General features: G+C 66.0%; 16 protein-coding genes. 5 read left to right on the plus strand and 11 right to left on the minus strand.

The features are described 5' to 3' along the window. Positions 1-26 precede the first annotated feature (26 nt). From ASD28_RS19375 to ASD28_RS19395, 5 genes are all read right to left on the minus strand, one after another. Complete coding sequence (locus ASD28_RS19375) at positions 27-1,259, minus strand: SGNH/GDSL hydrolase family protein (protein ID WP_056131760.1); 1,233 nt, start codon at positions 1,257-1,259, stop codon at positions 27-29. An 82-nt stretch (positions 1,260-1,341) separates the two neighbouring features. Then, on the minus strand, positions 1,342-2,190 hold the full coding sequence (gene serB / locus ASD28_RS19380; protein ID WP_056131765.1) for a phosphoserine phosphatase SerB: 849 nt from the start codon (positions 2,188-2,190) through the stop codon (positions 1,342-1,344). A gap of 20 nt (positions 2,191-2,210) precedes the next feature. Next, positions 2,211-5,660: a transcription-repair coupling factor gene (mfd, locus tag ASD28_RS19385; protein ID WP_056131768.1), complete on the minus strand. Its 3,450-nt coding sequence runs from the start codon at positions 5,658-5,660 to the stop codon at positions 2,211-2,213. 145 nt (positions 5,661-5,805) lie between these two features. Then, entirely contained in the window at positions 5,806-6,105 is a 300-nt protein-coding gene (locus ASD28_RS19390) for a hypothetical protein (protein WP_056131771.1), read from the minus strand. Between the two features lie 182 nt (positions 6,106-6,287). Further along, positions 6,288-8,675: a penicillin-binding protein 1A gene (locus tag ASD28_RS19395; protein WP_082577279.1), complete on the minus strand. Its 2,388-nt coding sequence runs from the start codon at positions 8,673-8,675 to the stop codon at positions 6,288-6,290. Positions 8,676-8,855: 180 nt separating this feature from the next. On the opposite strand from ASD28_RS19395, the gene ASD28_RS19400 reads away from it, so the two are divergent. Then, positions 8,856-11,111, plus strand: coding sequence for an OPT family oligopeptide transporter (locus ASD28_RS19400; protein WP_056131774.1), 2,256 nt, complete (start codon positions 8,856-8,858; stop codon positions 11,109-11,111). Here ASD28_RS19400 and ASD28_RS19405 read toward each other — a convergent pair whose 3' ends face one another. Further along, positions 11,112-12,005: a LysR substrate-binding domain-containing protein gene (locus tag ASD28_RS19405; protein ID WP_056131778.1), complete on the minus strand. Its 894-nt coding sequence runs from the start codon at positions 12,003-12,005 to the stop codon at positions 11,112-11,114. Positions 12,006-12,141: 136 nt separating this feature from the next. Between ASD28_RS19405 and ASD28_RS19410 the strand changes: the two genes are divergently transcribed. Continuing rightward, positions 12,142-13,071, plus strand: coding sequence for an NAD-dependent epimerase/dehydratase family protein (locus tag ASD28_RS19410; RefSeq protein WP_056131780.1), 930 nt, complete (start codon positions 12,142-12,144; stop codon positions 13,069-13,071). A 50-nt stretch (positions 13,072-13,121) separates the two neighbouring features. Here ASD28_RS19410 and ASD28_RS19415 read toward each other — a convergent pair whose 3' ends face one another. Beyond that, the gene (locus ASD28_RS19415; protein WP_056131783.1) at positions 13,122-14,624 is read right to left on the minus strand and encodes a peptide MFS transporter; all 1,503 of its coding nucleotides are present in this window, start codon (positions 14,622-14,624) and stop codon (positions 13,122-13,124) included. A 235-nt stretch (positions 14,625-14,859) separates the two neighbouring features. On the opposite strand from ASD28_RS19415, the gene ppnN reads away from it, so the two are divergent. Continuing rightward, complete coding sequence (ppnN, locus tag ASD28_RS19420; protein WP_056131785.1) at positions 14,860-16,230, plus strand: nucleotide 5'-monophosphate nucleosidase PpnN; 1,371 nt, start codon at positions 14,860-14,862, stop codon at positions 16,228-16,230. Between the two features lie 156 nt (positions 16,231-16,386). Here ppnN and lysS read toward each other — a convergent pair whose 3' ends face one another. The 3 genes from lysS to prfB all read right to left on the minus strand — a co-directional run bounded on the left by lysS (position 16,387) and on the right by prfB (position 19,717). Then, the gene (gene lysS / locus ASD28_RS19425) at positions 16,387-17,931 is read right to left on the minus strand and encodes a lysine--tRNA ligase (RefSeq protein ID WP_056131788.1); all 1,545 of its coding nucleotides are present in this window, start codon (positions 17,929-17,931) and stop codon (positions 16,387-16,389) included. A 23-nt stretch (positions 17,932-17,954) separates the two neighbouring features. Then, entirely contained in the window at positions 17,955-18,608 is a 654-nt protein-coding gene (locus ASD28_RS19430) for an HAD family phosphatase (RefSeq protein WP_056131792.1), read from the minus strand. Between the two features lie 4 nt (positions 18,609-18,612). Continuing rightward, a protein-coding gene (gene prfB / locus ASD28_RS19435; RefSeq protein WP_156403785.1) for a peptide chain release factor 2 occupies positions 18,613-19,717 on the minus strand; the annotation gives its coding sequence in 2 pieces (ribosomal slippage) (positions 18,613-19,635 and positions 19,637-19,717; 1,104 coding nt in all). Positions 19,718-19,794: 77 nt separating this feature from the next. On the opposite strand from prfB, the gene ASD28_RS19440 reads away from it, so the two are divergent. Together ASD28_RS19440 and ASD28_RS19445 are read left to right on the plus strand one after the other, a co-directional pair. Beyond that, the gene (locus ASD28_RS19440; RefSeq protein ID WP_082577277.1) at positions 19,795-21,819 is read left to right on the plus strand and encodes a bifunctional 2',3'-cyclic-nucleotide 2'-phosphodiesterase/3'-nucleotidase; all 2,025 of its coding nucleotides are present in this window, start codon (positions 19,795-19,797) and stop codon (positions 21,817-21,819) included. After that, a complete protein-coding gene (locus ASD28_RS19445; protein ID WP_156403784.1) occupies positions 21,816-22,145 on the plus strand; it encodes a hypothetical protein in 330 nt (109 codons plus the stop codon). The genes ASD28_RS19440 and ASD28_RS19445 overlap by 4 nt, the downstream gene beginning before the upstream one ends. Here the strand turns inward: ASD28_RS19445 and ASD28_RS19450 are convergent, their stop codons facing one another. After that, positions 22,146-22,889: a GAF domain-containing protein gene (locus tag ASD28_RS19450; RefSeq protein ID WP_056131797.1), complete on the minus strand. Its 744-nt coding sequence runs from the start codon at positions 22,887-22,889 to the stop codon at positions 22,146-22,148. Positions 22,890-22,906 lie beyond the last annotated feature (17 nt).

Here is a 22,906-nt window from a genome sequence, read left to right on the forward strand (position 1 = left end):
TCACCTGAATTGTTGCCACAAGCAAACTATACACCGAACCAGCCCAACGGTATCGCTTTCGCCATGGCTTCGTAGCCGAGATCGTTCGGATGCAGGTGATCGCCGCCGTCGTAGGCCGGCAGCAGCCGCGTGGGACGGCCCGGATCGCGCAGCACGGCGTCGAAGTCCGCCACGGCATCCCAGGCGCCGGACGTCCGGATCAACGCGTTGGCGCGCTGGCGCACGGCATCGCGCGCCGTCGTGAAATACGCATGGCCTTCGTACGGCGGCAAGGTCGTGCCGATGACCTGCATGCCGCGCGTGCGCGCCCGGGCGATCAGTTGCAGCCAGCCCGCTTGCAGGGATTCCGCGGGGACGGGACTTGACGCAGAGCTATAGAGAATGTCGTTGATGCCGATGAGGACGAACAGCCAGCGCGCGCCGGCCGTGGCCAGCACGTCGCGGTCGAAACGTTCCAGCGCGTCGCGGCCGGACAGCAGCGCCGTCGGATAGTCCGTCAGCAGCGAATTCGCGCTGATGCCCCGGTTGACGACGGCGATGGGCGCGCTGCCGGGCAGGGTCTCGGTGCGCAGGCGGCGCGCCAGGTAGTCGGTCCAGCGGCGGTTGGCGTTGCTCGTGCTGCGCACGCCATCCGTCAGCGAATCGCCCAGGGCCACGATGGCGGACGGCGTGCCGGCGGCACTCGTCACGTCGACTGCGGTCAGGAACGGCCACGAGGCCAGCGTGCGCTGCACGGGCAGGGTGTTCGCGCCCGCGTAATTGCCGGCGACGGACACGTAGTTCGTCTGGAGCGCGAGATCGTGGATCGACGTCGCCTGCGTGCTGCCTGGCAGCCAGAGGCTGACGGCCAGGTCGGCCAGCGCGGGCACGGCGAAGTCGATGGGGTCGGAGACCAGCGGATCGCCCGGTGCGACGGTGGCGCCCGACGATCCGCCGAACGTCAGGTCGCGCCCGCTGCCTGCGACGAGGCTGGCGCCGCCGGAGCGCACGCCGATGTGGGCGGCGCCGATGCGCAGAGGCCCGCTGCCCATTTCATTCGACAGCCGCACGCGCACGCGGTTGCCGGGGATGCTCGTGTGGACGATCAGGCGCAGCGTCTGGTTGCTGAACGTCTGCAGGCTGGCGGACGGCGGCGGGCCGGCCGGCGCCGTGCCCCACGTGGCGCACCAGGCGCTGGAGGACTGGGCGCGGACGGCCGGCAGCGTCAGGCAGCCGGCCAGTGCCGGCAAGGCGTGGAGAAATGTGCGGCGTGACGGCATCGCGGGCTCCGTGATCGACGAGCGGACCCCATCAATCTACACATGCACACCGCATAGCCCTTGCGCCAGATCAGGAGAGGCGTCAGGCGAGGACGGCAAGCAGGCCGTCGAGGCCCGTGACATTCAGCGCCACGTCGGCCTGCGCGCGCACCACGGGCTTGGCGCGGAAGGCAACGGACAGGCCGGATACGCCCATCATCTTGAGGTCGTTGGCGCCGTCGCCCATGACAATGGCCTGTCTCGTGGCGATGCCCAGCTCGGCGCACACGCGTTCGACGGTGCGCTTCTTTTCCTCCGCGTCGACGATGCCGCCGACAACTTTACCGGTCAGCACGCCGCCGGCCGCTTCCAGCACGTTCGCATGGGTGTAGTCGAGGCCCAGGCGCGTCTTGAGGCGTTCGGTGAAGAAGGTAAAGCCGCCCGAGACGAGCAGCGTCTTCAGGCCCGCGGCCTGCACGGCCTGCAGCATCGCTTCGCCGCCCAGCGAGATGCGCAGGCGTTCTTCGTACACGCGCTCGAGCGCGTCGACCGGCAACCCTTCCAGCAGCGCGACGCGGCGCGTGAGGCTTTCCGAGAAATCCAGTTCGCCGCGCATCGCGGCTTCCGTGATCGCGGAGACCTGCGGCTTGAGGCCCTGCATGTCCGCGATCTCGTCGATGCACTCGATGGTGATCAAGGTGGAATCCATGTCCATCGCGACCAGCTTGAAATCGGCCAGGGTCAGGTCCGCGTCGACGAACGTCGCGTCGATGCCGGCGGCGTGGGCGGCCGTCTCGACTTGCGCTTTCAGTGCCGGCGTGAAGTCGAACCCGTCGCAACGGAGCGCGTGCGCGTGAACTTCGGTGGTGCGTGCGGGACGGGCGAGGGCGGCAATCTGTGCGAGTGCGGCCTGGTCGGCCGCTGGACCCTGGAGGACGAGCTTCTTGGACATGATAGGTTCGGTGTTCTGTTTTAAGCGAGGAGTTGTTTGATGGTCTGCTTGACCTGGTTCACGCGCGCGGCCAGGTCCGGCATGTTGGCCGTGATGCGCAGCTTGTCCTGGCCGGCCAGCTTGACGTGGCGGTTCTTTTGAATGAGCGTGATGATCCTGATCGGGTCGATGGGCGGCTTTTCCATGAACTGCAGGCTGGCGGCATCCGCATGCGCGTCGATCTTGACGATGCCGACCGACTTCGCCGCGATGCGCAGGCGGTGCGTCTCGATCAGCGCCTTCACGGCATCGGGCAGCTTGCCGAAGCGGTCGATGAGTTCTTCCTGCATGTCGTCGATGCGGCCCTGCTCCTCGCAGTTCGCGAGGCGTTTATAAATCGACAGGCGCTCGTGCACGTCGCCGCAAAAATCCGCCGGGAGCAGGGCGGGCACGTGCAGGTTGATCTCCGTCGTCGACGACAGCGGCGCGCTCATGTCCGGTTCGCGGCCGGCCTTCAGCGCCTTCACCGCTTCGTTCAGCATGTCGGAGTACAGCTGGAAGCCGATTTCCAGCATCTCGCCCGACTGGTTCTCGCCCAGCACTTCGCCGGCGCCGCGGATTTCCAGGTCGTGCATGGCGAGATAGAAGCCGCTGCCCAGTTCTTCCATCTGCTGGATCGCGTCCAGGCGGCGCTGCGCCTGCTTGGACAGTCCGAGCACGTCGTTCACGAGCAGGTAGGCATAGGCCTGATGGTGCGAGCGGCCGACGCGTCCGCGCAGCTGGTGCAGCTGGGCGAGGCCGAACTTGTCGGCGCGGTGCATGATGATCGTGTTCGCGGTCGGCACGTCGATGCCGGTCTCGATGATCGTCGTGCACAGCAGGATGTTGTAGCGCTGGGCGACGAAATCGCGCATCACCTTTTCCAGGTCGCGCTCGTGCATCTGGCCGTGCGCGACGGCGATGCGCGCTTCTGGCAGCAGCTCGCGCAGCATCGCGAGGCGGTTCTCGATCGTCTCGACTTCGTTGTGCAGGAAGTAGATCTGGCCGCCCCGTTTCAGCTCGCGCAGGCAGGCCTCGCGGATGACGGAGCCGTCCTCGCTGCGTACGAATGTCTTGATCGCGAGGCGCTTCTGGGGCGCCGTCGCGATGACGGAAAAGTCGCGCAGGCCTTCCAGCGCCATGCCCAGCGTGCGGGGAATCGGCGTCGCGGTCAGCGTGAGCACGTCGACTTCGGCGCGCAGGGCCTTCAGCGCTTCCTTCTGGCGCACGCCGAAGCGGTGTTCCTCGTCGATGATGACGAGACCGAGGCGCGTGAACTTCACGTCCGGCGACAGCAGCTTGTGCGTGCCGATCACGATGTCGACGGTGCCGTCGGCCATGCCCTTGATCGCGTTGTTGATCTCCTTGCCGGTGCGGAAGCGCGACAGTTCCGCGATGCGCACGGGCCAGTCGGCGAAGCGGTCGGAGAACGTCTGCGCGTGCTGCTCCGCGAGCAGCGTGGTCGGCGCGAGGATCGCGACCTGCTTGCCGCCCATGACGGCGATGAACGCGGCGCGCAGGGCCACCTCGGTCTTGCCGAAGCCGACGTCGCCGCACACGAGGCGGTCCATCGGCCGGCCCGACGTCATGTCCTGGATGACCGCGGCGATGGCGGCGCGCTGGTCCGGCGTTTCGTCGAAGCCGAAGCTTTGCGCGAAGTTTTCGTAGTCGGTGGTCGAGTATTCGAACGAATGGCCCTGGCGCGCGGCGCGGCGGGCGTAGAGGTTCAGCAGCTCGGCCGCCGTGTCGCGCACCTGTTCCGCGGCTTTTCTCTTCGCCTTGTCCCACTGGCCGGAGCCGAGCGTGTGCAGCGGCGCGTCGTCCGGCGCGGCGCCCGAGTAGCGCGAGATCACGTGCAGCTGCGACACCGGCACGTAGAGCTTCGACTCTTTCGCGTATTCCAGGTGCAGGAATTCCGTCTCGCCTTCGCCCAGGTCCATGCTGACGAGGCCCAGGTAGCGGCCGATGCCGTGATTGATGTGCACGACGGGATCGCCGATCTTCAGCTCCGACAGGTCGCGCACCATCGACTCGACCTGCGAGCCCGCTTCCTGCTTCTTCTTGCCCGCGCGGCGGCCGGTGCCCGCGTACAGCTCCGTCTCCGTGATGAACACGAGATGGCCGGCGCCTTCTTCCATCAGCTCGAAGCCCGCCTGCAGCGGCGCGACGCCCAGCACGACCTTCGCCGCCGTCGCGCGCAGGCCGTCGAAGCCTTCGATCAATGCGAGATCCAGCTTGTACTCGTTGAAGTACTGCTGCAGGGTCTCGCGCCGGCCGGCCGATTCGGCGCAGATCATCACGCGCTTGCCGGTGGCCTGCATCAGGTACGAGCGCAGGTTCGCGAGCGGATCGTCGAGGCGGCGGTTGACGGCGATGTCGGGCACCGGCGCGGACAATTCGGACGCGCCCGCGTTCGCGTCGCGCGCGATCGCCCAGCGGCCGTGCGGCTTGGCCTGCACGAAGAAATCCTCGGCACCGAGGAAGATCTCCTTTGGTTCCAGGATCGGGCGGTCGCGGTCGCTCTTGAGGAATTTGTAGCGCGATTCGGTATCGAGCCAGAAGCGCTGGATAGCCGATTCGATGTCGCCGACGAGGGCGAGGCTCGCTTCGTCCGGCAGGTAGTCGAACAGCGTGGCCGTCCCGTCGAAGAACAGCGGCAGGTAGTATTCGATGCCGGCCGAGGCGATGCCGTTGCCGATGTCCTTGTAGATCGTCGACCGCGACGGATCGCCTTCGAAGCGTTCGCGCCAGCGGCCGCGGAAGGCCGTGCGCGACGCCTCGTCCATCGGGAATTCGCGCCCCGGCAGCAGGCGCACTTCCTTCACGGGGTACAGCGAGCGCTGGGTGTCGGCGTCGAACGTGCGGATCGTCTCGATCTCGTCGCCGAACAGGTCCAGGCGGTACGGCAGCGCGGAACCCATCGGGAACAGATCGATCAGGCCGCCGCGCACCGAGTATTCGCCCGGCGACATCACCTGCGTGACGTGCGTGTAGCCGGCCAGGGTCAGCTGCGCTTTCAGCTTCGCTTCGTCCAGGCTTTCGCCCTGGCGGAAGAAGAACGTGTAGGCGGCCAGGAACGACGGCGGCGCGAGGCGCACGAGGGCCGTCGTAGCGGGCACGACGAGCACGTCGCACTGGCCGTTGCGGACTTCGTGCAGCGTGGCGAGGCGTTCGGACACGAGGTCCTGGTGCGGCGAGAACGCTTCGTACGGGAGCGTCTCCCAGTCCGGCAGCAGGTGGCAGGACAGCTTGCCTTCCGCGAACCAGGGAATTTCATCGAGCAGGCGCTGGCCGTCGCTGGCATTCGCGACGATCACGGTCAGCATCTGCTTCCTGGCTTTGAGCGCGAGGGCGGCGACGGCGAGCGCATAGGCATCGGCCGAGCCATGCAGCTGGGGCAGGGCGAAACGGGTTCCGGGCTTGGGAAGGTGTTTGGTGAGGTCGAAGGGCATTGACGCGGTGCTGTTCGGGTTCGTCAGGACGAGCGTCCATTATAGTCGAACAACGTGCGGGCCGCCCTCGTGCCAACCAGGCGGGAGTCGTCCGGCCTGGTTGGCCGGAGTCGTCCGGCCCGGGGGGGCCGGACGACGAAGACGGTTACTGGTTGCCGGTGGTCTGGGCCGGTGCCGGGTTGGTACCCTGGCCGGTGGCGTTCGAGTTGCCGGTACCGCCGGCGGAGATGCCGGTCGGCGTCGTGCTGGTGGCGTTGGTCGCGGTGCCCATGGTGCCGGATTCCGACGTGCCGGTCGAGCTCGAACCCGAGCTGGTCGACATCGCGCCCGACGAGGAGCTGCCGCTGGCGCTGCTGCTGTCGCTGCCGCTGGTGCCGGTCGAGCTGCATGCGGCCAGGGACATGGCCATCAGGCCGCCGATCAGAAGGGCTTGGTACTTTTTCATATTGACTCCTTTTGTAAAAGTGACGCCATCATGGGGGCACACTTTTGCGTTCGAAATAGGATGAGTTCGTACAGACATGTAGGACTGGACGTACGATCTCTTCCATTTGTTGCAATGCGATTGCTGGCCTGCCAATGAAAACGGGCCGCACGCGGCGGCCCGTTCGTCGAGTGACCAGCGGGTCAGAACAGCGTATTCGACGGCTGCTGTTGTTGCGGCACCGGCCGCACCGGCTGCACCGGCTGGCCAGGCTGGCCCGGCGGGACCATGCCGTCCACCGGCTGCACGGCGTTCGGATCGGGCGCCTGGTCGAGGTCGATGCCACCGAGGGTCGGCGTTTCCGCGAACTCGGCATACACCCAGTCGTCGTTCTCGCGCACGACGCCTTCCGGCGCCAGGCGCTCTTCCTGCTGCGGGCGCTTGGCCAGCGCCACGCGCATGTAGTCGATCCAGATCGGCAGCGCGACGGTGGCGCCGAATTCACGGCCGCCCAGCGATTTCGGATCGTCGTAGCCCATCCACGCGACCGCGACGACGTTGCCGCCATAGCCCGAGAACCAGCCGTCCACGGCATCGCTCGTCGTACCGGTCTTGCCGGCGATGTCAGTGCGGCCCAGCGCCTTGGTCGCTTCGGCGCCCGTGCCGTAGCGGGTCACGTCGCGCAGCATGCTGTCGGTGATGAAGGCGTTGCGCGGATCGAGCACGCGCTGTTCGTCGGTGTGTTCGGCGGGCGCCTTCGTCTCCTGGATGATCTTGCCGTCGGCATCCTCGATGCGGGCGATCAGGTAGGGCTGCACGCGGTAGCCGCCGTTCGCGAAGACGGCGTATGCGCCGGCCATCTGTAGTGGCGTCGCCGCGCCGGTGCCCAGCGCCAGCGTGTAGTTCGACGGCTGGCGCGTGAGGTCGAAGCCGAACCTGGCGATGAATTCGTGCGCATACGGCACGCCGACGGCGCGCAGCAGCCGCACGGACGGGACGTTCTTCGATTCGGCCAGGGCGCGGCGCATCGTGATCGGACCGTCCCACTTGCCGTCGTCATTCTGCGGCGACCACGTCTTGCCGGCATCCTCGCCCGGCATGTCGAGCGGCGCGTCGAGGATGAGCGTGCCCGGCGAATAACCCTTGTCGACGGCGGCCGAGTAGATGAACGGCTTCATGCCGGAGCCGGGCTGGCGGTACGCCTGCGTCACGTGGTTGAACTTCTGGAAGTTGTAGTCGAAGCCGCCGACGAGCGCGTGGTAGGCGCCCGTATCGGCATCGATGGCGACGAAGGCCGCGGCCACCTGCGGCACCTGCGCGACGCTCCAGTTGCCTTTCGCATCCTTCGCGACGCGGATGATCGCGCCCGGCGTCAGCTTCATCTTTTCCCTGGCGCTGGACGACAGGCCGGCCTGCGCGAATTTCAGGCCGGCGCCGGTGAGGTCCACCGTGTCGCCGTCGGCCGTCTCCACGCGTACCGTCTTTCCCGTCGCCGAGAGCACGACGGCCGGGATCAGCCCATCGCTGGTCGGGCGCTTGCCCAGCGCGTCGCCGATCGCGTCTTCGCGCTCGACCGGGTCGGACGGCAGTTCCATGCGGTCTTCCGGACCGCGCCAGCCGTGGCGCTGGTCGTACGTGAGCACGTTGCGGCGCACGGAGGCGTAGGCGGCGTCCTGCTCGGGCTTCAGGATCGTCGTGTAGACCTTGATGCCCTTCGTGTACGCGTCTTCCTTGAACTGGCTGTAGACGGCCTGGCGCGCCAGTTCGGCCACGTATTCCGCGTGCGTGCCGAATTCCTGCACGCCGCGCTGGTTGACGCGCAGCGGCTCGGCCATGGCCTTCTCGTATTGCGCCTCGGTGATGTAGTTCAGTGCGCGCATGCGGCCCAGCACGGCGTGCTGGCGCTCGCGCGCCCGCTTCGGATTCGCGACCGGATTGTGGCGCGCCGGGTTCTGCGGCAGGCCCGCCAGCATGGCCATCTCGGCGACCGACAACTGGTCCAGCGTCTTGTTGAAATAGATGCGCGCGGCGCTGGAGAAACCGTAGGCGCGCTGGCCCAGGTAGATCTGGTTCATGTACAGTTCGAGGATCTCGTCCTTCGACAGGGCGGTCTCGATCTTGTACGCGAGCGCGATCTCGTTGATCTTGCGCGTCAAACGCTTTTCGCGCGACAGGAAGAAGTTACGCGCGACCTGCATCGTGATCGTCGACGCGCCGCCGGAACCGAAGCCGCCGCGCAGGTTGGACCCGACCGCGCCCATCGCGCGCTTCCAGTCGATGGCGCCGTGCTCGTAGAAGCGGGCGTCCTCGATGGCGAGCAGCGATTTCTTCATCAGGTCCGGGATTTTATTGATCGGGACGAAATCGCGGTGCTCTTCGCCGAACTCGCCGATCAGGACGTTGTCTGCCGTATAGATCCGGAGCGGGATCTTGGGCCGGTAGTCGGTGACGGCATCCAGCGCCGGCACGTTGGGCAGCACACGGAACACCACGTAGCCGGCGACGCCGGCAATGAACAGGACGACGAGGGCGGCCGCGACGGCCAGGATGGGGAGCAGGAAGCCGCGCTGGCGGCGGGGGATAGTTGCCAAAACTGAACTCTCTTGATGGGGGTCGTAAAACCCCGTTGAGGCCGTAAACACGGGCGGTTTAAGAAATTATAATCCGCTTTTCTTAACCTACGGCATGTGAGATAGTCACGCTTTCAAGGGCTGCGTGGCGATCCCGGCAGTCCTGTTTGACTCTACCCACGCCTGAAGGAAATCCCTCCGATGCCCTACGATCCCCATCCGCCCGCGGTCAAACCGTATATCCCGGCGTCGGCGGACCTCCCCGAACTGACCTGGCGCGCCCTGATCATGGGCACCGTGCTCGGCATGGTCTTCGGCGCATCGTCGCTGTACCTCGTGCTGAAGGTGGGGTTGACCGTCAGCGCATCGATTCCCGTGGCCGTCATCGCGATCACGCTGTTCGGGCTCGCGAAGAAGATGGGCGGACGCGAATCGACGATCCTCGAAAACAGCATCACGCAGACGGCCGGTTCGGCCGGCGAATCGCTCGCGTTCGGCCTCGGCTGCACCATGCCCGCGATCATGATCCTCGGCTTCGACCTGGAGATCTCGCGCGTGATGCTCGTGGGCGTACTGGGCGGCCTGCTGGGCATCCTCATGATGATCCCGATGCGGCGCACGATGATCGTCGACCAGCACCGCGAACTGAAGTACCCGGAAGGCACCGCGTGCGCCGAAGTGCTGAAGGCCGCGGCCACGGAAACGTCGCGCGCGGCCGCCGGCGAAGTGCGCGACGCGGATTCCGACGAAGCCAGGGATGCCCGCCGGCGTGCCTTCATTATCTTCGGCGGCTTCGGTCTCGGCCTGCTGTACAAGGTTCTCAATATCTCCCTGAAGCTGTGGAAGGACACCGTCAACTTCATCTTCGACGCACCGCTGAAATCCGGTTCGGCAGGCGCCGAGATCTCGCCGGAGCTGCTGGGCGTCGGCTACATCATCGGCCCGCGCATCGCGATGATCATGGCGGGCGGCGGCGTGCTGTCCTACCTGCTCCTGATCCCGATGATCAAGTTTTTCGGTGATTCCCTGACGGTGCCGGTGGCGCCGGGCACGATGCTGATCCGCGACATGAGCCCGGACGACGTGCGCAGCGCCTACGTGCTGTACATCGGCGCGGGCGCCGTGGCGGCCGGCGGTCTCATTTCGCTCGTGCGCTCGCTGCCCACGATCTGGAACGGCCTGAAAGGCGGCCTGGCCGGCATCGGTAAAGCCTCGAACGTGGATACGTCGCTGCGCACCGAGCAGGACATGCCGCTGAAATGGGTCGTCATCGGCTGCCTGGGCATCATCGCCGTGATCACGTTCGCGACGCCGCTCCACATGAACGTGCTGGGCGCGCTGCTGATCCTCGTGTTCGGCTTCCTGTTCTCGACCGTGTCCTCGCGCCTGACGGGCGAGGTGGGCTCGTCGTCGAATCCGATTTCCGGCATGGCCGTGGCGACCCTGCTGTTCACGTGCCTGATCTTCCTCGTGATGGGCTGGACGGGCGGCCGCTACTACGTGACGGCGCTGTCGGTCGGCGCCATCGTCTGCATCGCCGCCAGCAACGCGGGCACGACGTCGCAAGACCTCAAGACGGGCTTCCTCGTCGGCTCGACGCCGAAACTGCAGCAGTACGCGATCCTCGCGGGCGCGCTCGCGTCCGCGCTGATCCTCGGCCCGATCCTGTTGAAGCTGAACGACGCGGGCACCGTGTACGTGCCAGCCGCGCAGGTGGCGCCGCACATCAGGACGGACGCATCGAAGCTGACGGAGTCCGCGCAGCTGCAAGGCCCGCAGGCCGCATCCGATCACGCCACGTATAAAGTCTGGCAAAAGACGGACACGGTCGGCGGCCCCGCCGGCAAATACCTCGTGCGCGCCGACGGCTCGCTCGCCTGGCTCGTCGACCCGGGCATCAACGGCCAGTACCACACGCGGCCGGACGGCACCGAGGTCAAGAAATTCGATGCGCCGAAGGCCGTGCTGATGTCCTACATCATCAAGGGCATCCTCGATCACCAGCTGCCGTGGACCCTCGTGCTGTTCGGCGTGATGGTCGCGGTCGTGCTGGAGATGTCGGGCGTCGCGTCGCTTGCGTTCACGGTGGGCGTGTACCTGCCGCTCGTGTCCACACTGCCGATCGCGATCGGCGGCATCATCCGCTGGATGGTCGACCGCCGCAACAGCGGGCTGCCGCAGTACCAGGGCCTGAACGAGGAAGAATTGCAGGCCGCGGGCGACCGCAGCTCGGGCACCTTGCTGGCCTCCGGCTACATCGCGGGCGGCGCGCTGGCGGGCATCATCATCGCCATCACGGCCGGCGTGATGACGGGCTTCGACGATGCGATGAACAAGTGGGCCGAGGCCGCGAATCCGTTCTTCGCGGGCGCCGGCGCGGACCTGCTGTCGATCCTGCCGTATGCGGCGATCTGTGTGCTGTTGTACGTCGTGGGCCGCGAGAAGGCACGTAGATAATCAGGCGATCGTCGCCTTCATGGCCTCCATTTCGGCGACGATCCAGTCGCGGAAATGCTGGACCTTCGTCATCGCTTCCTTGTGCGGATTGACGAGCAGGCGGTACCCGTACCCGAACGGCGCGCTCCTGCACGCGAGCTGAAGGAGTGTCCCCGCACGGATGTCCTCGAACGCGATTCCGTACGGCACGAGGCCGATCCCCTGGCCCGCGACGGCCGCCTGCGCCAGCACGCCCCAGTGGCTGTACGTGCGCGCAAAATCGTAATCGCCTTTCAGCGCGCGGTTCTCGTTGAGGAGCTGCAGCCACGTTTCCGGCGTGCGTTCGCACAGCAGCGGGAACCGGGTCAGGTCCGACAGCTGCAGGGCGTCCTGGCCCTCCGCCAGCAGATCCGGGCTGTACACGGGCACGAGCCGTTCGCGGAACAGCAGCGCGGGGTCGTCGTCGCGCACGGGGCCGTAGCGGATCGCCACGTCGACGGCATCGTCCTCGATGTCGACCGGGGTGTCGTTCGAGTCGATGCGCAGGTCCAGCTCCGGATGCAGCTTGGTGAAGCGCGACATGCGCGGCACGAGCCACTTGATCGCGAACGAGTGGGTCGTCGAGATGCGCAGCACCGCTTCCTCGTCGCCCCGCTGCAACGCCGCCACTTTCCCGCGCAGGTCCGCCAGCATGCGCGCGACGACGATCGCCAGTTCCTGCCCCTTGGCCGTCAGCGCGATGTGGCGCGGATGCCGCACGAACAGCGGAAAACCGATGGCTTCTTCCAGCTGCTTGACCTGCAGGCTGACGGCAGCGGGCGTCTTGTGCAGCTCGCGCGCGGCCAGCTTGAAGCTGCCCCAGCGCGCGGCGCAATCGAAATCGATCAGCCCGGAGAGGCTGCGCAGCGGTTTCACGCCATCCCCGAGCGTAAGTTTTTCTTATTCATAAGATTTATTTTTCTCGTTTGAACAATTGCCGTTCTAGTTACAGAATATAACGGATTCACCAAAACAGTGCTACGAGCCTCGCCCACAGACTAAGGAAAACTTCATGCCCAAGAATGTCCTGGTGATCGGCGGTACCCGTTATATCGGCAAGCTGCTCGTGCAGCGGCTGCTGCGCGCCGGCCATCGCGTCACCATCGCGACGCGCGGCTATGCGCCCGACCCGTTCGGCGACCGCATCGCGCGCGTGCGCGTCGACCGCCGCAACGAGACCGCGATGCGCAACGCGTTCACCCATCGCGGCCCGTTCGACATCGTGTACGACCAGATGTGCTACAACCCGCTGGACGCGGCCATCGCCGTGCGCACGTTCGCGGGCAAGGTGGGGCGCTACGTGATGGCGTCCACGATCGACGCCTACCGCGCCCTCGGCTACGGCCATGCCGACCCGCTGCGCGAGAGCGACCTGGCCGTGGAGGCGCAGCGGATCGACACCGGCTATCCTTGGCACGACCCGTGCCGCGCGACCGAGTGCTATGTCGCGGGCAAGGTGCAGGCGGAGGCCTATCTCGTGCGCGACGGCGCGCTGCCCCTCGTGACGCCGCGCCTGGCGCACGTGCTGGGCGGGCCGGAAGACTTCACCGGCCGCCTCGCGCACTACGTGGAACTGGCGCGCATGAACGGGGTGCTGGAATACTCGAACCCGGACGCCGTGCTGTCCTTCATGCCGTTGCAGGGCGCGGCCGACTTCCTCGTGTGGGTCGGGATGCAGGATTTCACGGGGCCGGTGAATGCGGCCTGCGACGGCGCGCTGTCGGCAAAAAGCCTGTACCAGCGGGTCGGCGCCGTGCTCGACACGCCGGTACGCATGCGCCAGCGCGTGCCGCCGGCGGAGATGGGGCGCCTGTCGCCGTTCGACGTGCCGGGGGCGATGGTGCTCGACACGGCGCGCGCGCAGGCACTGGGCTATCGCTTCGGCCACTGCGAGGATTGGATCGACGATACGATCCAGCTGCACGATCTGGCGTTCGTGTAAACGATAACGGCGGCCCGCGGGCCGCCGTCGCTGCCGAAGCGTCAAGAGATTTACTTCACGCCGTGCATCAGTTTCTGGATCAGCGGTGCGACCAGGAACAGCAGCACGCCGGCGCCGATCAGGGCCCAGAAGCCGAACGTGTAGCCGGACAGCGCCGATTCCACGGTCATGCCTTTTTCACCCGATACGACGGAAGCGAAGATGCCCGACAGGTTGTTGCCGATACCGGTGGACAGGAACCAGCCGCCCATGCCCAGGCCCACGAGGCGGGTCGGCGCGAGCTTGGTCACCATCGACAGGCCGATCGGCGACAGGCACAGTTCACCGATGGACTGGATCACGTACACCATGAACAGCGTCCAGAACGGGATCTTGCTGTCGGCGCCGACGAGGTGCTGCAGCGCGAACATCAGCAGCAGGAAGGCGAGGCCGTTGAAGATCAGGCCCAGGCCGAACTTGCGCGGGATCGACGGGTTCTTGCGGCCCATCGCGACCCACACGGCGGCGACCATCGGCGCGCACACGATGATGGCCAGCGTGTTGACGGACTGGAACCAGCCGGTCGGGAACGTCCAGCCGCCGAAGTCGCGGCGCACGATGTATTCGGCCAGGAACGTGAACGAACTGCCGGCCTGTTCGAAGAAGCACCAGAACATCACGTTGAAGAAGAAGATGACGAGCATGGCGATCGTCTTGTCGCGCACGACCGCGCCGCCGCGGATGCCTTCCACCATCAGCATGATCGCGAGGATGATGAAGAGGACCGACAGCACGCCCTGCAGCTTTTCCGCGCCGAGCTTCAGCAGGAAGTACACGACCGGGATGACGAGCAGCGAACCGATGACGACGCCGACGAGGCGTACCGGATTGGCCAGAGGACCGGTGGCGGCGCCGATACCCTTCAGCATGCGGCGGCCGATCTGGAACCAGATCAGCGACAGGATCATGCCGACGCCGGCGGCGAAGAACACGACCTTGTACGCGGGCACGCCGGTCTGGCTGGACATGCTCTGCGCCAGCGCGCCGGTCAGGATCGGGGCGAGGAAGCCGCCGCCGTTGATGCCCATGTAGAAGATCGTGAAGCCGGAATCGCGGCGCTGGTCGTTGATGCCGTACAGCTGGCCGACCATGGCGGAGATGTTCGGCTTGAACATGCCGTTGCCGACGATGATCGTGGCGAGACCCAGCTTGAAGATGTCCGGGTTGGGAATGGTGATGGCGAACAGGCCGGCCACCATGAACGAGGCGCCGACGAGGATCGAGCGCTGGTAGCCGATCACGCGGTCGGCGATGTAGCCGCCGAACACGGCGCCTGCGTACACGAGGGCGAGGTAGGAACCATAGGTCAGGTTGGCGTCGGCCTGGCCTGAGCCGTCTCCGCCGTAGAACTGGGCGACGATGTAGAGCACCAGGGCCCAACGGATGCCGTAGAAGGCGAAGCGTTCCCAGAATTCGGTCATGAACAGCATCCAGAGGGGCGCCGGATGGCCCATGATCTGCTTGAATTCCGGGACCGCCTTCGGTTCGGCGGTTGAAGTAGCTGCACCGCTCATGCGGTTCCTCCCCTAATCTTTTTAAGAGTGATTGTCTTTGCGTGGCCTGCGCGTCCTGGGTAAGGACCGCGGCTAGCGTCGCATTTTAGTGGAAATCGTGCATATGGGGCCAGCTTTTTACAGCTCAGCCATATGCGGAATCGGCATAAGCGAAAACGGAGACGCAAACTCGGTTGACTTGTCGTATATTGGAGCAAAAGCCACACCGATTCACAGTAGAGAAAAGGAATACACCATGAACTACGACGTTGTCGATACGCTGATTTCTCCGGAAGGCCGGTTGGAAGTCCTGTCCAAGGCCGAAGTGGCCAAGCTCCTCGATACGAGCCAGGGTGGGCTGTACCAGATCTTCCGCAAGTGCGCGCTGGCGGTGCTCAACTCCGGCAGTTCGATCGACGACGGCAAGGAACTGCTCGAACGCTACAAGGATTTCGACATCAAGATCATCCAGCGCGAACGCGGCATCAAGCTCGATATCCGCGGCGCGCCCGCGCACGCCTTCGTCGACGGCAAGATGATCAAGGGGATCCACGAGCACCTGTTCTCGGTCCTGCGCGACATCGTCTACGTGAACTTCGAGGTGACGGACAATCCGCGCTTCGACCTCACGCGCCCGGAAGGCATCACGGACGCCGTCTTCCACATCCTGCGCAACGCCAACGTGATCCAGCCGCAGCGCAATCCGAACCTCGTCGTGTGCTGGGGCGGCCACTCGATCAACCGCGTCGAGTACAACTATTCGAAGCACGTCGGCTACCAGCTCGGCCTGCGCGAACTCGACATCTGCACGGGTTGCGGCCCGGGCGCGATGAAGGGCCCGATGAAGGGCGCCACCATCGGCCACGCGAAGCAGCGCCTGCAGGGCGGCCGCTATCTCGGCATCTCGGAGCCGGGTATCATCGCGGCCGAGTCGCCGAACCCGATCGTCAACGACCTCGTGATCATGCCGGACATCGAGAAGCGCCTGGAAGCCTTCGTGCGCACCGGTCACGGCATCGTCGTGTTCCCGGGCGGCGCCGGCACGGCGGAAGAGATCCTGTACATCCTCGGCATCCTGCTCCACCCGGACAACGCGGAACAGCCGTTCCCGCTCGTGTTCACGGGGCCGGCGACGGCGCGCGAGTACTTCGAACAGATCGACCACTTCATCGGCCTGACGCTGGGCGAGGCGGCGCAGCGCCGCTACAAGATCATCATCGACGACCCGGACGCGGTGGCGCGCGAGATGCAGCAGGGGATCCGCCAGGTGCGCGAATTCCGCAAGTCGCGCAGCGACGCGTACTACTTCAACTGGGGCCTGCGCATCGACCCGGAATTCCAGAAGCCGTTCCGTCCGACGCACGAGAACATGCGCAACCTGTCGCTGCACAAGAACCAGGAAACGCATTTGCTGGCCGCGCACCTGCGCCGCGCGTTCTCCGGCGTCGTCGCGGGCAATGTGAAGGAAGAGGGTATCCGCGCGATCGAACAGTTCGGCAAGTTCGAGATCCACGGCGAGAACGAGATCATGGCGCCGATGGATGCGCTGCTGCAGTCGTTCGTGGAGCAGAGCCGCATGAAACTGCCGGGCAAGGAGTATGTGCCCTGCTATCGGGTGGTGCGATAACCCGAAACGTCGTTCCCGCGAAAGCGGGAACCCATACTGAGCTGATTTTTCAACCTGCGTATGGATCCCCGCTTTCGCGGGGATGACGGTTCAACGGTCGGGGGAAATAAAAAAGGCGCGGACGAGTCCGTGCCTTTTTTTTGTGATGCGTGGCGTTTAATCTTCCTTGCGCAGGTGCGGGAACAGCAGCACGTCGCGGATGTTCGGCGAATCGGTGATGATCATCATGAGACGATCGATACCGATGCCGCAGCCGCCGGTCGGAGGCATGCCGTATTCCAGCGCGCGGATGTAGTCGGCGTCGTAGTACATCGCCTCCTCGTCGCCCGCCTGCTTCGCTTCGACCTGGGCCAGGAAGCGTGCCGACTGGTCTTCCGGATCGTTCAGCTCCGAGAAGCCGTTGGCGATCTCGCGGCCCACCATGAACAGCTCGAAGCGTTCCGTGATGCCTTCGCGCGTGTCCGACGCACGCGCCAGCGGCGACACTTCGACCGGGTAGTCGATGATGAAGGTCGGTTCCCACAGCTGCGCTTCCGCCGTCTCTTCGAACAGCGACAGCTGCAGCGCGCCCAGGCCCGAGATGACGTGCGGCTTGACGCCGAATTTCGCCAGCTCCGCCTTCAAGAAGTCCATATCGTGCAGCTGCTCGTCCGTGTAGTGCGGGGCGAACTTGTTGATGGCCTGGACGATCGTCAGGCGGTGGAACGGCTTGCTCAGATCCAGCGCGCGGCCGCCGTACGTCAGGTCGGCCGTGCCGTGCGCGTCGATGGCGGCCTGGCGGATCACGGCTTCCGTGAAGTCCATCAGCCACTTGTAGTCGGTCCACGCGGCGTAGAACTCCATCATCGTGAATTCCGGATTGTGGCGGATCGACACGCCCTCGTTGCGGAAGTTACGGTTGATCTCGAACACGCGGTCGAAGCCGCCCACGACGAGGCGTTTCAGGTACAGCTCCGGCGCGATGCGCAGGAACATCTGCATGTCGAGCGCGTTGTGGTGCGTGATGAACGGCTTGGCCGCGGCGCCGCCCGGGATCGGGTGCAGCATCGGCGTCTCGACTTCCATGAAGCCGTGGTCCTGCATGAAGCGGCGGATCGACGAGATCGCGGCCGTGCGCGCCTTGAACGTGCGGCGCGTTTCCTCGTTCATGATCAGGTCGACGTAGCGCTGGCGGTACTTCGTTTCCTGGTCGGCGAGGCCGTGGAATTTGTCCGGCAGCGGGCGCAGGGCCTTGGTGATCAGGCGCAGGGTCGTGACCTTGACGGTCAGTTCGTCGGTCTTGGTCTTGAACAGCGTGCCCACGACGCCGAGGATGTCGCCCAGGTCGAAGTGGCGCAGCGCTTCCATCGCCTCTTCGCCCGTGTTGTCCAGGGTGACGTAGATCTGGATGCGGCCGTCGGCGCGCGGGCCCGACGCATCCTGCAGCGTCGCGAAGGCGGCCTTCTTGCCCGCTTCGCGCTTCAGCATCATGCGGCCGGCCAGCACGACCTGCTGCGGTTCCGCTTCCAGCTGTTCGCGGGTCCAGCCGCCGAACTGCCCGGTGAGATCGGCCGCCTTGTGCTGCGGGACGAAGTCGTTCGGGAACGCGATGCCTTTTTCGCGGAGCGCGGCCAGCTTGGCGCGGCGCTCGGCGATGATCTTGTTGTCTTCGGCCGCGAGAGTCGACGGCTCGTGTTGTTGTTCTTGGTTTTCGGTGCTCATGTCAGTATCGGTCTAGTTTGGGATCATGGGGTGCCGAGCAGGTTGCCGACGTTCAGGTCTTCGTAGTGTTCGACGATGCGGATCACGTTGTCGAATTCGCGGAACGCGTCGGCGGGCAGGGTGGTCGTGATGACGACGGCCTTCATGCCGGCGCGGCGCGCCGCTTCCACGCCCATCGGCGCGTCTTCGAACACGATGCAGCTGCGCGGGTCGAAGCCCAGCTTCTCGGCCGCTTTCAGGAAGACGTCCGGATGCGGCTTGCCGCGCGCGACGTCGGCGGCGCCGACGACGGTGTCGAAATGGCGGCGCAGGTCCAGTTCGTCGAGCGTGAAGACGATGTTCGCGGGCGGGGCGGACGTCGCCACCGCCAGCTTCACGCCTTGCGCGCGCGCGGCCGTCACGAAGTCCTCGAAGCCCTGGATCGCGCTGCGGTGCGGGCCATACATCTCGCGGTACAGCGCATCTTTTTCGTGCGCCAGCAAGGCGATCTCGTCGTCCGTGATCTCCGGGCCGAGGCGCTCGCGCAGGATCTCGCGGCCCTGCGCGCCCGCCGTCTCGCGGAAGAACGCGTCGGCGTCGTACGTCTTGCCGTGGCGCTCGAAGAACGCCAGCCAGGAATCCGTGTGGAACGCCATGTTGTCGACGATGGTGCCGTCCATGTCGAAGATGAAGGCCATCGGCTTACACCCCTTGCTTCAGCGAAGCGGAGATGAAGTCGTCGAGGTCGCCGTCCAGCACGTTCTTCGTGTTGCCGGTCTCGAAGCCGGTGCGCAAGTCCTTGATGCGCGACTGGTCGAGGACGTACGAACGGATCTGGTGGCCCCAGCCCACGTCGGTCTTCGAATCTTCCAGCTTCTGCTGCTCGGCCATGCGCTTGCGCAGCTCCAGCTCGAACAGCTTCGCGCGCAGCATGTCGAACGCTTCGGCCTTGTTGCGGTGCTGCGAGCGGTCGTTCTGGCACTGCACGACGATGCCCGACGGGGCGTGCGTCAGGCGCACCGCGGAGTCGGTCTTGTTGATGTGCTGGCCGCCCGCGCCGGACGCGCGGTACGTGTCGATGCGGACGTCGGCCGGGTTGATGTCGATTTCGATCGACTCGTCCACTTCCGGGTACACGAAGATCGACGAGAACGACGTGTGGCGGCCGTTGGCGGAGTCGAACGGCGACTTGCGCACGAGACGGTGCACGCCGGTTTCCGTACGCAGGTGGCCGTAGGCGTACTCGCCCTCGACCTTGATGGTGGCCGTCTTGATGCCGGCGACCTCGCCCTCGGACAATTCCATCACCTCGGCCTTGAAGCCCTTGCGCTCGCAATAGCGCAGGTACTGGCGCATCAGCATCGACGCCCAGTCCTGGGCCTCGGTGCCGCCGGCGCCGGCCTGGATGTCGATGAAGCAGCTGGCGTGGTCCATCGGGTTGCTGAACATGCGACGGAATTCCATCGCCTCGATGACCTTCTTGATCTCGTCGGCATCGCCTTCGACCGATTCGATCGTGGCGTCATCGCCTTCTTCGCGTGCCATCTCGAACAGGTCGGACGCGTCCGCCAGGTCGGCGCGCGCCTTTTCCAGCGTGAGGACGACGCCTTCCAGCGCCTTCTTCTCGCGGCCCATGTCCTGGGCGCGTTTCTGGTCGTTCCAGATGGCGGGGTCTTCCAGTTCCTGGTTGACCTGCTCTAACTTCTCCGCTTTGCGGTCGAAGTCAAAGATACCTCCGAAGTTCGGCTTCACGGCTGGTCAGGTCGTTCAGCAGGGACGAGAGGGCATTGATGCGTTCAGCTTCCATGGTCTGTGGCAATTTTCTGTGGTTGAATCGAACCGGAGATTATACCTTAGTGCGCGCATGCTTTATGATGCGAGCCCATGACGCGCCACCTTTCCCATCTGTTCCGCCTGCTGCCGCTCGCGGCCATGGCCTCCGCGGCCGGCGCGGCACCTGTGCCGCGCGCACCTTTGCCAGCAGGCACTCATGCCACGCTCGCGATCCTGGAGACCACCGACCTGCACGCGAACGTCGTCGGTTACGATTATTTCAAGCTGGCGGCCGACCCGTCGCTGGGCCTGGACCGCACGGCGACCCTGATCGCCCAGGCGCGGCGCGACTTCCCGAATACGGTGTTGCTCGACAACGGCGACACGATCCAGGGCAGTGCGCTGGGCGATTACCAGGCCGTCGTCGCGCCGGTGAAATGCGGCGAGCTGCTGGGCATCCACAAGGTGATGAAGCGGCTCGGCTATGACGGCGGCGGCGTCGGCAACCACGATTTCAACTATGGCCTGGGTTTTCTCGGCCAGGTCACGGGCAACCGCTTCGACGTGCCAGGCGTCGCGCGCGCGCAGAAGCCATGCGCCGGCCCCGGTTTCCCGATCGTGCTGGCGAACGTCGTCAGCGTCAGGACGCACCAGCCCCTGTTCGCGCCGTACCGCATCATCGAGAAGCGCGTGCACGCCGAGGACGCCGCCGGCAAGCCCGTCGAAGCGACGGTCAAGGTCGGCATCATCGGCTTCACCACGCCCACGATCCTGTCCTGGGACAAGCGCTGGCTGGAAGGCCGCGTCACCACGGAAGGCGTCGTCGAGACGGCGCGGCGCTACATTCCGGAGATGCGCAGGAAGGGCGCCGACGTGATCGTCGCGATCTCGCACGGCGGCCTCGATGCGAGTCCGTACTCGCCCACGATGGAAAACGGGAATTACTACCTCGCGCAGGTGCCCGGCATCGACGCGCTGCTGCTGGGCCACGCGCACCAGCAGTTCCCGAACCCCACGAGCACGGTGGCGCAGTTCAATCTCCCGAACGTCGACAAGGCGCGCGGCACCGTGTTCGGCGTGCCGACCGTGATGGCGAGCCTGTGGGGCAAGAACCTCGGCGTGATCCGCTTCGACCTGCGCCACGACGGCAAGGGCTGGACGATCGCCCGTGACAATACCGTCGTCGAGACGCGCGCCACGCAGCAGGCGGACAAATCGTATGTGGCCGCCGACCCGGCCGTGCTCGACCTCGTGCGCGCCGAGCACGAGGCGACGATACGCTATGTGAAAACGCCGGTCGGCAGCACGGACTTCCGCATGTCGACGTATTTTGCCGACGTGGGCGATCCGTCCGCGATCCAGCCCGTCAACGCAGCGCAGGCGGATTACGTGCGCGCCTACGTGAAGGCGAACCTGCCGCAGTACGCGAACCTGCCGGTGCTGTCCGTGTCCGCCGCGTTCAAGGCCGGCGCGGCGGGACCGGGCGATTACACGGACGTGGCGCCCGGCAGCCTCGCGCTGAATAATGCGGCGGACCTGTACCTGTATCCGAATTCGCTGTACGCGGTCAAGGTGGACGGTGCGGCGTTGACGGCGTGGCTGGAAAAGGCGGCGCACCGTTTCAACACGATCGACCCGGCGCGCGCCGAACCGCAGGAGCTCGTCAACGGCGGCTTCCCCAGCTATAACTTCGACACGGTCACCGACCCGGATCTGCACTACGAGATCGACGTGACGCGCCCGCCCGGCCAGCGCATCCGCAACCTCACGTGGCAGGGCAAGCCGGTCGCGAGCGGCCAGGTGTTCCTCGTCGCGACGAATAACTACCGCGCGAGCGGCGGCGGCAACTTCCCGGGTCTCGATGGCAGCAAGACCGTGATCGCGTCGCCGGACGCGAACCGCGACGTGCTCATCGCCTGGATCCGCGCGCACAAGCGGCTCACGCGGGCGGCCGACGGCGCCGCGCGCAGCTGGCGCTTCACGCCCGTGACGACGGCCGGGCCGGTCGTGTTCCACGCGCCGCCGGGCAAGCTGGACCTGGCGCGCGCTGCCGGCATCGACAACGTCACGGAAGTGCGCGCCGATGACGGCCAGGGCAAAGGGGTCGCGCTGTACGCGGTCGACCTGTCGAAATGAAGAGATTGCTTGCGGCGATGCTGCTGGCCGCGCTGGCGCTGCCTGCGTGCGCGGACGCGGACGCCGACGACGCGCGGCGCCGCCTGCAACAACGGGCGGAGGGCGGCGAACCCGCCGCGATGTTCCTGCTGGCGCACATGCTGGCGGACGGGGAAGGCGGACCGCCCGACGCGGCCGCCGCGCGCGCGTGGCTGGCGCGGGCTGCCGAGCTGGAGTATCCGGAAGCGTTACAGGAGCTGGCGCTTTCCGAGCCGGACCCGCAGCGGGCGGATATGCTCATGCGCGCGGCCGCGCACGCGCTCGCGCACCGCGCGCACCGGCATTGATCAGTTGCGGACGTTGCGGCCCGTGGCCTGGATCTCGCTCGAGGCGATCTCGGCCAGGTCGATGAGGCCTTGTACTTCGGCCGCGCGCAGGCGGCGCGGTTCGCGGTCGATCACGCACAAGGTGCCGAGCGGCTGGCCGGACTTGTCGCGCAGCGGCACGCCGGCATAGAAACGGATGTGCGGTTCCTGCAACACGAGCGGATTCGTGCGGAAGCGCTCGTCTTCCATCGCGTCTTCGACGACGAACAGTTCGTTTTTCAGGATCGCGTGCGAGCAGAACGCCCAGTCGCGCGGCGTCTCGCGGGCGGCGAGGCCGACCCGGGCCTTGAACCACTGGCGGGTCGACGTCAGCAGGGAGATGAGGGCGATCGGCGAGCCGGTCACCATCGAGGCGAGGCGGACGAGGCGGTCGAAGCGGGCTTCCTCGTCGGTGTCGACGAGGCCGGTGGCGGCCAGCGCGGCGAGGCGCGAACGTTCGCCGACGCCGACGGGGTAGCCCGGTTGCGACGCCGGCTGGTATTCCTTGTCCGTGCTGGGGTTCGGGGTCGACCGGGCCTGGTCGTCGCCATGCATCAGGCCTTGCACGAGGGAGAGACGCGTACGGCGGTGTCCGCCCGGCGTCTTCCACGATTCGATCGCGCCGCTTTCCATCCAGATTTGCACGGTGCTCGTCGCCACGCCGAGCAGGCGCGCGACTTCGCTCGTGGTCAGGATCGGGTCGTCTTCTTGTAAGTTGCTTTGCATAAACTTCCTCACTTCAC

The sequence above is a fragment of the Massilia sp. Root133 genome, assembly GCF_001426525.1.
Lineage (GTDB): Bacteria > Pseudomonadota > Gammaproteobacteria > Burkholderiales > Burkholderiaceae_D > Telluria > Telluria orientalis.